Origin of the sequence: Wolbachia endosymbiont (group B) of Sphaerophoria taeniata (genome assembly GCF_947179355.1) — a bacterium.
Classification (GTDB): Bacteria; Pseudomonadota; Alphaproteobacteria; order Rickettsiales; family Anaplasmataceae; genus Wolbachia.
Genome location: NZ_CAMXAW010000003.1, coordinates 590,013 through 603,802 on the forward strand (window position 1 = coordinate 590,013; position 13,790 = coordinate 603,802).

The 13,790-nt window shown below is 33.9% G+C and carries 14 protein-coding genes and 1 other RNA gene; 5 read left to right on the top strand and 10 right to left on the bottom strand.

Annotated features, from left to right (window positions below):
- Window positions 1-48: 48 nt before the first annotated feature.
- A complete protein-coding gene (locus tag ONG75_RS06780) occupies window positions 49-1,260 on the bottom strand; it encodes an MFS transporter (protein WP_264376081.1) in 1,212 nt (403 codons plus the stop codon).
- Between the two features lie 205 nt (window positions 1,261-1,465).
- Here ONG75_RS06780 and rsmH point away from each other — a divergent pair, with 205 nt between their 5' ends.
- A complete protein-coding gene (gene rsmH, locus ONG75_RS06785; protein WP_264376082.1) occupies window positions 1,466-2,350 on the top strand; it encodes a 16S rRNA (cytosine(1402)-N(4))-methyltransferase RsmH in 885 nt (294 codons plus the stop codon).
- 288 nt (window positions 2,351-2,638) lie between these two features.
- Window positions 2,639-4,021: an IS66 family transposase gene (tnpC, locus tag ONG75_RS06790; RefSeq protein WP_264375454.1), complete on the top strand. Its 1,383-nt coding sequence runs from the start codon at window positions 2,639-2,641 to the stop codon at window positions 4,019-4,021.
- 138 nt (window positions 4,022-4,159) lie between these two features.
- Here tnpC and ONG75_RS06795 read toward each other — a convergent pair whose 3' ends face one another.
- Complete coding sequence (locus ONG75_RS06795) at window positions 4,160-4,459, bottom strand: ETC complex I subunit (RefSeq protein WP_064085624.1); 300 nt, start codon at window positions 4,457-4,459, stop codon at window positions 4,160-4,162.
- Between the two features lie 142 nt (window positions 4,460-4,601).
- Here ONG75_RS06795 and ONG75_RS06800 point away from each other — a divergent pair, with 142 nt between their 5' ends.
- The gene (locus tag ONG75_RS06800; RefSeq protein WP_264376083.1) at window positions 4,602-5,213 is read left to right on the top strand and encodes a 50S ribosomal protein L25/general stress protein Ctc; all 612 of its coding nucleotides are present in this window, start codon (window positions 4,602-4,604) and stop codon (window positions 5,211-5,213) included.
- On the top strand, window positions 5,213-5,776 hold the full coding sequence (pth, locus tag ONG75_RS06805; RefSeq protein ID WP_264376084.1) for an aminoacyl-tRNA hydrolase: 564 nt from the start codon (window positions 5,213-5,215) through the stop codon (window positions 5,774-5,776). The genes ONG75_RS06800 and pth overlap by 1 nt, the downstream gene beginning before the upstream one ends.
- Window positions 5,777-5,810: 34 nt before the next feature.
- Here the strand turns inward: pth and recA are convergent, their stop codons facing one another.
- Complete coding sequence (recA, locus tag ONG75_RS06810; protein ID WP_264376085.1) at window positions 5,811-6,878, bottom strand: recombinase RecA; 1,068 nt, start codon at window positions 6,876-6,878, stop codon at window positions 5,811-5,813.
- A 114-nt stretch (window positions 6,879-6,992) separates the two neighbouring features.
- Here recA and truA point away from each other — a divergent pair, with 114 nt between their 5' ends.
- The gene (gene truA / locus ONG75_RS06815) at window positions 6,993-7,730 is read left to right on the top strand and encodes a tRNA pseudouridine(38-40) synthase TruA (protein ID WP_019236842.1); all 738 of its coding nucleotides are present in this window, start codon (window positions 6,993-6,995) and stop codon (window positions 7,728-7,730) included.
- Between the two features lies 1 nt (window position 7,731).
- On the opposite strand, the gene dnaN is transcribed toward truA, so the two are convergent.
- The 7 genes from dnaN to ffs all read right to left on the bottom strand — a co-directional run bounded on the left by dnaN (window position 7,732) and on the right by ffs (window position 13,715).
- A complete protein-coding gene (gene dnaN, locus ONG75_RS06820; protein WP_010407054.1) occupies window positions 7,732-8,883 on the bottom strand; it encodes a DNA polymerase III subunit beta in 1,152 nt (383 codons plus the stop codon).
- 96 nt (window positions 8,884-8,979) lie between these two features.
- Window positions 8,980-9,492, bottom strand: coding sequence for an invasion associated locus B family protein (locus tag ONG75_RS06825; protein WP_064085618.1), 513 nt, complete (start codon window positions 9,490-9,492; stop codon window positions 8,980-8,982).
- Entirely contained in the window at window positions 9,485-10,378 is an 894-nt protein-coding gene (locus ONG75_RS06830) for an RNA polymerase factor sigma-32 (RefSeq protein ID WP_264376086.1), read from the bottom strand. The genes ONG75_RS06825 and ONG75_RS06830 overlap by 8 nt, the downstream gene beginning before the upstream one ends.
- Before the next feature lie 282 nt (window positions 10,379-10,660).
- The gene (locus ONG75_RS06835) at window positions 10,661-11,344 is read right to left on the bottom strand and encodes a P44/Msp2 family outer membrane protein (protein WP_264376087.1); all 684 of its coding nucleotides are present in this window, start codon (window positions 11,342-11,344) and stop codon (window positions 10,661-10,663) included.
- 336 nt (window positions 11,345-11,680) lie between these two features.
- On the bottom strand, window positions 11,681-11,995 hold the full coding sequence (locus ONG75_RS06840; RefSeq protein WP_006013488.1) for a YbaB/EbfC family nucleoid-associated protein: 315 nt from the start codon (window positions 11,993-11,995) through the stop codon (window positions 11,681-11,683).
- 21 nt (window positions 11,996-12,016) lie between these two features.
- Window positions 12,017-13,600 (bottom strand): DNA polymerase III subunit gamma/tau, encoded by a 1,584-nt coding sequence (dnaX, locus tag ONG75_RS06845; protein ID WP_264376088.1) that lies wholly within the window; start codon window positions 13,598-13,600, stop codon window positions 12,017-12,019.
- A 16-nt stretch (window positions 13,601-13,616) separates the two neighbouring features.
- An RNA gene (gene ffs, locus ONG75_RS06850) (signal recognition particle sRNA small type) lies at window positions 13,617-13,715 on the bottom strand.
- Window positions 13,716-13,790 lie beyond the last annotated feature (75 nt).

The window sequence follows — 13,790 nt, forward strand, 5'->3', positions numbered from 1 at the left end:
TTTCCACCTTATGATTAGATTTTTTAAACACTTGGTTTTTGAAAAAATCTAACTCTTAACTTGTGATATAGCAACTAACCCAATTAGTGCACAGAAAATCATGTAAAAACTTGCTAAAGTTCCTTGTCCTGTAACTTTGATAATAGTTGTGCATATAAATGGTGCAAGACCACCAAAAAATCCCGAAGCTATATTTCTTGATAAACCAAATCCACTGTATCGTACCTTTATTGGGAATAATTCGCACATAAACGCGCTAACAGGACCAAGAGAAGCAGCTATTGGGATTATAAAAAGAACGTGCGCCATTATGGTGAGCAAATTATTACCACTTAGTATCATTGAAAAAACTGGATAACTTACTACTATAAAAGTCACAAACGCAAATTTCATGACTTTCTTTCTTCCTATCTTATCAGACAGTATTGCAAATAGTATAGTCAGTCCTCCAAGTGCAATTTGGTTTAATACTTCCACTATGTGGTTAAAGTGAGTGTTGATTGTTGATGCAAGTACATTAAAAAACACTAAATATATGTAAAGAGATGCATTTTCAACTATGTCAACTCCAACTGATATTAAAAAAGGTTTTTTATAGCCGTTTAATAGTTCTTTTAACGGTAATTCATGTGGCTTTTCCTGCTTTTTATATTCTGGGCTTTCATCGAGTATATATCTCATATATATACTGATTAATCCTATTACAAAACTGAAAATAAAAGGCAATCTCCATCCCCAAGATTCAAAATCGGATACTTTTTTGCATATAAGCACCACTATAAGACTTAATATTGAGCCAAGAATTGCGCTCAATACTTCAATACTGCCAAAGAATCCTCTTTTATTTTTAGGAGCATGCTCTATTAAAAATGGGGCATTTCCTGCCTCTCCTCCAAGAGATATACCCTGCAATAATCTTAAACATACCACCAGTACTGATGCGAGTACCCCAATGTTCTGATACCCTGGAACAAATGCAATAAGTACGGTTGATAGAGTCATCAATATGATAGAGAGAAATAGAGCAATCCTTCTTCCATATTTATCGCCAATGTGGCCAAATATAGCAGCACCAATTGGTCTTATTAAGAAACCCACTGCAAACACTCCAAAAGCTTTAAGTATGCTGACTAATTTGTCGTCTGATGGAAAAAACACATCTCCGATTATGCTTATTAGATGTCTGAAAAGCATGTGATCATACCACAACAAAGTGTTACAAATTAAACTTGATAGTATTACTTTTGTTATTTGTTGCACGAAATCTTCCGTAATTTGTTTGATATTATAGTAATATTACTTACTTTTTCAAACGTGAATTATGTAAATGTTATATTAATAATATTATCTTATTAAATTTTTATATCGTTGATTATATTTAAATATTCTTATACTATACCTATATATTTCCATATATTTTTTGGCGAGAAAGTTATTTTAATTTAAGTGCACAAAGTCTCTTGATATGACACATACTCCAGTTTTGTTAAAAGAGATGCTATTTCAATTAGCACCACAAAGTGGTGGCATATATGTAGATGCTACATTTGGGGCTGGAGGATATAGCAAAGCAATATTGAAATCCGCTGATTGCAAAGTGTATGCAATTGATAGGGATGAAACAGTTACCAAATTTTATGATGATCTGAACGTTAAATACCCTGATAGAATAAATCTATTTATTGAGAAATTTAGTAATATTAAAAATTTATTAGATAGTAATAATATTAAAGGTATCAATGGAATAGTTTTCGACGTTGGAGTTTCATCTATGCAGCTTGATAATGGAGATAGAGGATTCTCATTTCTACGTGATGGCCCACTTAACATGAGCATGGATAACTATTCTCATATGAATGCTTCGACGTTTGTTAACGCTTTACGTGAAGAAGAGATTGCGAACACTATATATAATTATGGGGGTGAGCGTCATTCTCGTAAAATCGCAAGAGCGATAGTAAATGCGCGGAAGAAGAAAATTATCAAAACTACATTTGAACTTGCGGATATTGTACGTTCTGTAGTGTTTCGTGGAAAAAGCAAGATTGACCCTGCAACTAGGACATTTCAGGCAATCAGAATATGGGTAAATGATGAGCTAGGAGAGCTTGAAAAGGGTATTAAAGCTGCATCTGAGATTTTAAGTGAAAACGGCAAATTAATTGTAGTTACCTTTCATTCTCTAGAAGATCGTATAGTTAAAACCCTTTTTAAAGATTTGTGTGAACCAGGACCTACCAAGACATTCTCCCTTTTAAACAAAAAAGTGATTAAAGCAAGTGCGGAAGAAATAAATGCAAATCCGCGTGCGCGCTCAGCAAAATTAAGAGCTATACAGAGGTTGTCATGAGAACCTTCTGTATTATTTCAATAACTATGTTTTTATTATAGGGTTATTTAAGGTAAAATTACATGTCCACTCACTAAATAAATAGCTAACACAAATAAAACGTGAAATTAATTTAGTGCAAAGCAACATAAAAGTTCTTCAAGCAGAATGAAGTTATTTGAGTAATCCAAAAAAACTTGCAGTCTTACGGAGAAATACCTAAAAAATAACGTATCCGTTCAGCGGAGTGGCAGAATAAGGTAGACAAGGTGATCTAAAAAGATAATCATAGAGCAAAAGTGAGGTAATGTGGTAAACCTTTTAGAGCTTTGCAAAAATTTACAGCAAAAAATAGAAAAGTTAGAAGCAAAAATAGAAAAGCTGGAAAGGGAGAATGAAAGTTTAAAAGCAGAGAACAAGGCTTTAAAGATAGAGAACGCTGAATTAAAGGAAAGGCTTGGTTTAAACTCGAAAAATTCATCTCTACCAAGCTCTAGAGAGTTGTACAAAATAAAAAAGGACAAGCCAAAGAGCGACAGAAACGTTGGTGGTCAGGTTGGTCATAAAGGAAGTTTTCGCGCCAAAATGGATGCAGATGAGGTGATAAAAGTAAAGTTGTCATCTACTTGTGAATGCGGAGGAGGGATTGCAATATGCAATGGACCGTACATTCATCAAAAAGTTGATCTTCCGGAAATTAGGCCTTATGTAGTGGAATATCAGATGGAGCATGGTCGTTGCCGGAGATGCGGAAAAAGAAGAAGCAGTAAGTTACCAGAAGGTGTTACGTCAGATACATTTGGTCCAAGGGTTAAGTCAATAATTGCAGCGTTCAGCGGATTCTACAAAAATTCAAAACGCGAAATAGCGAGTGTCGTAAATGATATCTTCAATTTGAACATAAGCGTCGTTAGCATATCAAATAGTGAACATAGAGTTGCTTCAAAATGCAAAAAAATGTATGAGCAGATCGAACAAGAGATAAGTAGGAGTAAAGTTCTACATATTGATGAAACGAGCCATTATAACAAAGGTAAACTCGCTTGGTGTTGGATGTTTGCAAGCAATACGGCAAGTTTTGTGAAGTTGACAGAGTCAAGAGGAATGAAAGTTTTAAAAAATAACGCATGCTGCAATCATAATAGCTTAGTGGTAACCGACAGGTACGCAGTATACAATTACTTTGCTGATGAAAAAAGGCAAATCTGCTGGGCACACTTAGCAAGGGATTTTGAAAGATTAGCGCATAGTTGGAATATTGAAGTCAAAGTTCTTGGCTGTTACTTAAGAAATGTAGCTACTGAATTATTTGCACTAAAAAAGGCTTTGCTAAAAAATGAGATAGATGTTTTTAGATTTGCCAGACGTGCCAGAAAGTTGCGAAAACGTACAAGGTATTACTTGAAGGAAATATCCTACTTACCTGAAGCAATTGGAGCCTCTCGAGTTGCGAAAAATATTTTGAAATCTGAAAGAATGATGTGGAATTTTTTAGATGACCCAAAAAACATTCCGCTGACAAACAACCATGCTGAACAGCAGATACGGCATTATGTCGTTTACCGCAAAAATTCGTATTTTACACAATCAAAGCGGGGAAATGCATTCCTTGAACGGATAATTTCGTTATACTTAACATGGAAACAAAGGGGTCTCAATCCTTTCCAAAACCTCTTATCTATTGTTTCTTAAACCACTCTCCTGAACGGATACAAAATAACTCTTTGATACTAGCTAGCCAGGTTCAACTATCTAAATGACCTTAGTGTGTTAGCAAAATCATAGTAACGATTAGGTTTAGGTTTTTAGATAAACACACTACGATAAAACTTACTTTGATACGAAATTATTTGCATAAGATTTTGGCAGTCTTTTAACATCTTTTGGCATTTCAATTGTGTACTTTGTGTTGTGTTTCTTTGCGTAAGATATTGCTTTTTCAAGAGAATCAAACTTTAATACAATCTGTTTTTGGGGATCTTTTGAGCCAACCCATCCCATCAAAGGTTCAATATAGTAAGAACAAGGCTCAATTTTTAGGTACCAGAATTTTGTATTACCTAAGCCAGATTGTGTTGCAGTTTTTGTTGGCTTATAAATCTTAAAAACTACTTGATCGTTAATACTCATAGATCTTACTACGTAATCTTAAGTATATATCTAAATAAATTTTTCCACAAAGAATTAGTGTGAAAGAATGAAGTTTGAAATAAATATTTTTATGTTATATTATTAAATTATATAAAAAGGATTAGCTGAATAGGAGTAATCGATGGCACAGCAAGAAATGGTAACAATTAATGCAGAGTTACGTGATGTAAAAAAAAAGAAAGCGATTCAGGCTCTGAGGGAGAAGGGAAGTATACCTGCAGTTATATATGGTAAAGGACATGATAACGTAAATTTGACATTGTCTGCAAAGGAATTTACTAAACAATATAAATCAGGTGCTCTTTCTGCACATTTAATAGAACTAGATATTTCAGGGAAAAAAGAATATGCTCTTGTTCGTGATATTCAATGGCATGTAGTAAAGGATACTGTGCAACATGTTGATTTTCAGTTTGTTGATAAAGGTAGTGAAATTAAAATAGATATACCTTTATCATTCATCAATGAAAGTAAATCACCAGGAATCAAATTAGGTGGAGTGCTTAATGTTTTGTGTCGTTCTATTACTGTCAAATGCTCTCCTGAGAAAATACCTCAAGTCATAGAAATTGATTTATCTGGCAAAATGATTGGTCAGTCTATACATATCAATGATGTAAAATTGCCAGAAGGTGTTAAATTTGTAGCTCATGAGGAAGAAAATTTCACCATTGTAACAATCTCTGCTGCTGATAGTGATGTTGAAGAGCCTCAAACAAAAACAGAGGAGTAGTGCATTTAATAGCTGGGCTTGGTAATCCTGGTAGTAAATATGAATTAACTCACCATAATATTGGTTTTATCGTTATTGACGCAATTCACAAATATTGGAATTTTCAGTCATTTTCTAATAAAGCTGATTACTTGATAACCTCTGGCATAATTAATAATAATAAAATCATGCTGATAAAACCTTATTCATTTATGAATAATTCAGGTATTCCTATTGCAAAAATAAAAAATTTTTACAAATTATCGCTAGACAATATTGTTGTCATACATGATGATGCTGACTTGAAATTTGGAAGAATAAAAGTAAAAAAAGGTGGTAGTTCTGCTGGACACAATGGACTTAAGTCTATAGATAGCTTTATTGGTAACGATTATTGGCGTTTGAGATTTGGAGTAGGTAGGCCTGAAAATCGGAAAAGCTTAGCAGATTATGTACTATCAAAATTTGAAAATTTTGATAATGTTATCCTCTTAGTGGAAAAAATAGCAAAAAATATACACCTAATGCTGCAAGGAGATACCACAGCTTTTATCAACTCGGTTGAGAGTGAAACTTTAGTATAGCAAACGAATACTGCCCAATACAAACTAATTTAGATTAGAATACTGATTCTTCTAGAAGTTGTTCGCGTTCCTCTTCTATTGCAATAGAATTATCGTGATTTTTAAATAAATCTCTGATTTTTGTTTCTATTTCATTTGCAATTTCTTTGTTTGCCTTGAGGTAACTTTTTACATTTTCTCTTCCTTGGCCAAGACGCGTATTGTTATATGAATAATAAGCGCCTGCCTTTTCAAGGACACCAAGTTTTGCTCCTATATCTATTATTTCCCCAAGTTTTGATATGCCTTCATTATACATTATATCAAATTTTGCCTCTCTAAATGGAGGAGCGACTTTATTTTTTACAACTTTAACTCTCGTTTCATTACCCGTAATATTCTCTTTATCCTTTATCGCACCAACTTTTCTTATATCAAGTCTTATAGAAGTATAGAATTTTAACGCATTTCCACCAGTGGTAGTTTCAGGATTTCCATATACTACTCCTATTTTCATACGAATTTGGTTGATAAATATCAATATACAGTTTGCTTTTGAAACTACAGAAGTTAGTTTCCTGAGTCCATGGCTTAGAAGCCTTGCTTGCAATCCCATGTGCTGATCGCCCATATCCCCTTCAATTTCAGCTCTTGGAGTTAGTGCTGCAACAGAATCAATAACTATTACATCAACTGCACTAGAACACACTAAATACTCAACAATATGCAACGCCTGCTCTCCAGTGTCTGGTTGTGAAATTACCAAATCATCAGTTTTCACTCCAAGTTTACGAGCATATATAACATCCAGTGCGTGTTCCGCATCGATAAATGCACATAAACCTCCTTTTTTCTGTGCTTCAGCAATTACATGCAAAGCAAGGGTAGTTTTACCAGAACTCTCAGGGCCAAATATCTCAATTATACGTCCTTTTGGCAATCCCCCAACACCCAGAGCTGAATCAAGTGCAATCGACCCTGTAGATATCGTGTCTATTTTTTCTACAGGGTTTTGCTTTAGCTTCATTATTGCACCTTTACCGAATGCTTTTTCAATTTGACTTATTGCATTATCTAGTGCTTTTTGCTTATCATTATTTCTTTCTTCTGGATTATGTGCCATGGATCATTTATTAACTTGTATAGTCTCCATGGTAATTGAACGCAACCAATCTGCCAAGGGTTTTTTAATAACGAAGAACGTTAGTTACCTAAAATTAGATAGATAGACTTTGTAGTGCGATACAAAATAACGATAGAATACAATGGTAGTGGTTTCTCTGGCTGGCAAAAGCAACAACACTCTGCTAACTCAATTCAGGAAACCATAGAAAACGCTATATTTAATTTCAGTGGCGAGAGAGTCTCTTTGCATTGTGGTGGCAGAACTGACACAGGGGTTCATGCTTTAGGGCAAGTTGCTCATTTCAATATGGAAAGGCAATTTGAGCTTTACAGAATAAGAAATGGAATAAACTATCACTTAAAAGCGATTCCTATAGTTGTGCTTAGTGCAGAAGCTGTAGATGATGCATTTCATGCACGATTTTCAGCAAAAAAAAGATATTATGAATATAGAATAATTAATCGCTACGCTCCTGCAGCTCTGGAAATCGGTTATGTGTGGCAAGTATTTAACCCACTTGACGTAAACATCATGCGTGAAGCTGCTAGACACCTGCTTGGAAAACATAATCTTTCAAGCTTTCGCTCAAAAGATTGTCAAGCTACAAATCCGGTCAGAACAATCGATGATATTGATATAGTACAAAACGGAAGTCACATATACATCAAAATATCTGCGATTTCCTTTTTACATAACCAGGTGAGGATTATTGTTGGTACTTTAGTTGAATTTGGAAAAAATAGAACTAATCCACAAGAAATGCTAAACATATTAAGTCAATGTAAAAGAAACGCCGCTGGGGTCACTGCGCCGTCTCACGGCTTATACTTAGTAAAGATAGATTACTAGCTTAAGTCCTCATTGGCATCACTATGTATAGTGCACTTGGATCATCTTCATCAGTGATAATTGTAGCGCTATTACCATCTGATAGGCTGACCTTACATTTGTTTTTTATACAAGATAAAGCATCAAGCAAATAACGAGAATTAAATCCTACTTCCATAAGAGCTCCATCGTAATCCACCTCTATAGACTCAGTCGCATCACTGCACTCTTGGGAATTTGAATGTAGAGTTAATAAATTCTCTTGCAATGAAAATTTAATTGATTTTATTTTATCGGACACAACAACGGAAACTCGGTCTATAACACTAGCAAGTTTGCTACTCTCAACAATCATTTGTTTATCTTGAGACGTTGGAATGACAGCTTTGTAATCTGGAAAAGTCCCATCTATCAATTTTGATATTAGAATATACTCACCACATGTAAATTTGATTTTTCTATCTGAAAGTTTTATATTTATCTCATTACAATCACCCAATACTTTCAACAGTTCCATGATAGTTTTACGTGGAATGATCACCCCAAATTCTCCGTTGATATCTTCAGGTTTAGGCCTTTTTATACATGATAAACGGTGGCCATCAGTTGCAACGCAGTACAGAAATTGCTCATCTGTATGCAGATATATCCCGTTTAAATTATACCTTGTATCATCCAGCGACACAGCAAACTTCGTTTTAGTCAACAAGTCTACCAAATCTGCACTTAGTAGAGTGAAATCGTATTGATGATCACCTTCTTCAAGAACAGGGAAGTTATTTGAAACTACGTTCGGTAAAGAAAAATTTGCATTTCCACAGGATATCAATAATTTTCCTTGATTATTCATTTCGAAATTGACATCCAAATTAGTTGGCAATTTTTTCACTATGTCATGTAAAGTATGTGCTGAGATTTTCACTTCTCCTTCTGCTGATACATTTGCAGTAAGTGAGGCAAATATTGAAATGTCAAGATCAGTAGCCTTTAGTTTTATGCTGCCATGTTGTGCTTTGATATTTATACACGCTAAAACATCTATCGCGTTGCGCCTTTCAACCACTCCACTTACCCTGGATAGCGTATTTAAAAGGCTTGCACGACTTACACTAAAACGCATTTGTTCACACACAGAACTTTGTTCTTTGATTCCTATATCTACAATTTTTGACATATTAATTCTCAAAAATATATTTTAAATGATATTCATATTCTATGTAAAGTGATATCCATATTTTTGTCTGAGAGACAAAACAGCCTATCTTATACTTTAGTGATCAATAATTTGCTTTGTATGGCATAAGTCATGCATTTTTTGGTACGCTTTTTGAAAGCCAAGCAAGGAATAAGTATCATCAACATTTGCTGTTTTTACTTTTCCATTAACTACCATTGATAATCCCTGCTTCATTTTTAGAATCAAATCTTGGTCCATTTTTGTATCATCTGTCCACGCAAGACTTCCCTGTATTATTGGCAATTGATATTTAATTTTTTTATCGATATTGAGAACTACAGGCTCATTATTATACTGAAAGCCAGAAGTGACGCTCACCTCATCTGCTTTTTTATCAACGTAACTGACCATTACATACGGCTTGCGGTCAGCTGTATAATGTTCACTTTTTTTCTTAGGATGAGATACAATGTAACACACTTTTTCACCATCTTCCAATGCAGTGTACACAAGCCAATCTTTATATTTTTCCTTCAGTTGTACGTTACTAACCGATGCAAGAGTACCTATTGAAAAAAGTATTAGAAATACAAAAAGACTACGCATGTAAACCAAGTTTCAAACTCTCTGATTTTACATGTTGTTTTACCTTACTCATTGCTTGCTTAGCCAATTGTCTTATTCTTTCTCTTGAAACACAATATTTTTTGCTAAGCTCATCCAAAGTCTGAGTACTTTCAGATAAATATCTGCTAATGAAAATGTCTCTTGATCTTTCATTAAGACTTGCCAGCGCATTGCTTAAAATTGTTTCTTTTAATGCCTTTTCTTCATGATTCTGGTAAGCTACTTCTTGACTAACTAAATTACACGGAATCATATCTTGTAACTCCTTTTTAGAGTCATCACCTATTTTTATACAATTATTTAACGACTGATCCTTACAAGCCAGACGATAGCTCATCTGTACAACATCTTCTTCAGATACAGAAAGCTCATTTGATATTGCTTTTATTTCTTCTTTACTCAAAGTTTCTTTGTTTGTGTATTGTAAAATTCTTTTTTTTATTTTACGTAAACTAAAAAACAATCTCCTTTGTGCTTGCGTTGTACCTATTTTTACAAGTGACCAAGATTTTAATATAAAGTCTTTCATTGAAGCTTCAATCCACCATACTGCATAAGTTGAAAAACGAAATCCCAAGTCAGGATTGAACTTTTTCACTGCATGCATTAAACCCATATTTCCTTCCATGACCAGGTCCATCAACAATAGACCGTAATTCTTAAATTTCATTGCAATTTTTACTACCAAATTCAAATGGCTAGTAATCAACCTGTGAGCAGAAGAAATATCCTGGTATTCTTGCCAATTTTTTGCTAATCGCACTTCCTCTTCTTGGGAAAGCATAGGAAATTTTCGCACTTCAGCAATATATTGCATGAGATTAGTGCTACTATTAACACATAAATTTGCTACTGGGGTCAACATAATAACTTAAATTAAAACTCTATACATATAATATATTGATTTTCAGTGAAAAATTCAAGCTTTAATTAAAAAAGCACAATTTTACATCTATTGAGATCTTAACAACAGCTACCTAAATGTATCATTAAAATTGCTAGCGTGTAACTATAAAAACTACATTAAATAAATAATGTGTTATTCCAGTGCTCAAACACTGGAATTCACATTTCTTTTTTCTAGATCCCAGTGTCATGCTACTTGAATGACAAGAAAAACCCACTGGGATAATAAGACAAAGATAGACTAGAAATTAAACGCTACTCCAGCTTCTGCACCAACAGTGCTGTAAACAACATTTTTGATACCAGTATCATCCTTAGCTGCCTTATCAAAACTAGCACCATAAGAACCGAAGTAACGAGCTCCAGCAAAGAGTTTGATTTCTGGGGTTACATCATAACTAACACCAGCTTTTGCTTGATAAGCAAAACCAAATCCTTTTTGATCTTTAACTTCATTAGCTTTTGAAGGATTGCTGATATATGCTGCACCAACACCAACACCAACGTACGGAGTGATAGGCATATCTTCAATCGCTATATCGTAATAAACGTTAACCAATCCTGAAAATGCTGTTAAACTGTCTGCAACATTTGTTTCAGAAGCATTTACTACAGCTGTATCTTTAGCCAATTGTGAGTAAAGCCCTTCAACATCAACTCTAATGTCATCCATTTTATAACCAAATGCACCACCACCAGCTATAAAAGATCTTGTTAAGGGACTATCCTTTTCTTTACCTGTTGCATTTGTAATACCATCAACTTTTGTATAAAAAGGTAAAATTTCACCGTTGTATTGTAAACGAACGTAGTAGCTAGTTTCTTCATCACTTATTGGACCAATAGGGTCTGATGAAAAAGCAGAGTTTGATAGGCTTAGCAACGTCACTAAAGCAGCTGCCGAAAAAAACTTTTTATAATGCATAATTGCCCTCGTTAAAAAAATTAAAATTCCACTTTAGCAGTCTAAATAATAACTAAAGTTAAGTCAAGTGCTAACTTAATAACACAAAACCTTCTGTATCTTAACTAACTTTTAGGAAAATACAAAGATTTTATTAATTAATAAATAGAGTTACTCTACTTTTTTTACTCTTGATCTTCTGACACCTATTTCACTAATGTCTTTTTATCTTCTGATCTGCATTCATCATTGTGAATTGCTGCATATTCATGCAGTAATATGAATGTACTTCATGGAAGTACTAGTATAAAAGGAAAACACTTAGTTACTGCATTAAGGCAAACTTCAGTAGTAAATTTAAAAAGGAAGTTTAAATCCAGGTGGTAACCCCATCATACCTGCAAGATCAGAGGTTGCATTTGCCATATCTTCTTCTGCTTTTTTAATGGCATCATTAAACGCTGCTGTCACTAAATCTTCTACTATGTCTTTTTCTTCATTTCTCATAAGCTCTAAGTCTATGTTTACCTTTTTAGCTTTATAGCCACCTATTTTTATAACTTCCACTAATACAGAAACTTTGCCACCACCAGAAATACCTTGAAACTCTTTTCCAATATATTTTTCTTGGGCTTCCGCAAGCTTTTTTTGCATTTCTTGCGCTTGCTTCATTATTTGACTGAAATCCACAACCTACTCCTTATTTTCTATATTAACTACCTTTGCACCTTTAAACGTATTTAATATATCCTTAACTACAGGTGCATAATTTAAATTACTCACTTCCCTATTCATATAACTCGTATCAACTATAATAACCCACTCCTGATTAGTAGCTTGATTTAAGTAACTTTTCAAGTCATTACAAAAATTACTGTTCAAGTTAGATACAGCTTTTAATTTTAAATACCCAAATTTACAATCTATTAATTTTAGATTACTACACAGTTGTTTGTAAAGATAAATTTGGTTACTCTGCCTTAATAGTTGCAAAATCTTATCAAAATCGTAATTTTGTTGTTTATTTTTCACATGGATCCCAGTGTCACGCACTGGGATGACAGAGTGGGGTTTTTCCACATATTTTTTTGGATCCGAGTAGTCAGCTACTTGGATGACAGGGGGGGAAGGTGCAACAGGTCTGCCCTGTCTATTTCCTTGCTCTACATTCTGTGAAAGAATTTTTTTGATCACCTGTTCCGGAGAAGGCAAATCAGAAAGATAACAAAGGCTAATTAATATCATTTCAGCGGCAATTTCATTGCATGTTGAAACCTTTATATCTTGAATACCCTTAAGCAGCACCTTCCACAATCTCGAAAAAAATATTAAAGACTTTTTTGCACTCAAATTTTTTACTCTGCTCTTCTCATATTCTGTATCAATCTCTTTTGTAATTAAAAAACGGCATATTAATTGGATTGTTTGCAGTAGATCTTCAAAAATATTGAGCGGATTTGCTGTTTTTACCACATTGTCGAATACTAACAAAGCCTTCTGTAAATCACTGTCTAATACTGCTTCCAGTAGATCAAATATAACGTTTCTATCTACTAGACCAAGTATGTCTGTAACACTTTGAGTGGATATTGTACCATCTTTGCTATATAGCACTGCTTGATTCATCAAAAATAAAGCGTTACGCATTGAATTGCTACAGTGGTGCGCAATTAATTCCGATGCTTCTTTTTCAATAAAATAATTTTCTTTTTGTGCAATATCATTTAAACGCTCCATTATCTTAGCTGAAGGAATGTTATGTAAGTCAAACCTTTGACAACGTGCAATAACAGTTATTGGTATCTTTTTTATTTCTGTAGTTGCTAGAATAAACTTTACGCTAGATGGTGGTTCTTCTAGAGTTTTAAGTAATGCATTAAATGCATTACTGGATAACATGTGTACTTCATCTATAATGTAAACCTTAAATTTAGAACTTATTGGTAAATAGCAAATATCTCCCAAGATCGCTCTAACATCCTCAACACTAGTGTGACTTGCCGCATCGATTTCAACTACATCTGGATGGCTTGAATTTTTTATTGCCAGACAACTTGTACATGATCCACAAGGTTCAAAAGTTGGCCCCAATGAGCAGTTCAAACATAAAGCTATTATTCTTGCAGTGGTGGTTTTACCAATTCCACTGCTACCAGAAAGCAGTATAGATTGTGGAATTTTGTTGAGAGTAAAAGCATTTTCTAGTATACGCACCAATATATCTTGACCTACTAAATCTTTAAAGCTACTAGGACGATATTTTAATGCTATGTTCATAGCCTAGAATAAAACAAATAGTACAAATAGGTATGCAACCCAAAAAGATTCTGATATGGTTGCTTCATTTCTGACCTGACCAAGTTACAGAATTTTTGCCTGCATACCTTATAAAAGGTTATACTTTTTTTTTTTTTTAGCAAGGTATATTCTATATTAGTCTTATAATTTATATGTTAGACCTTTTGCA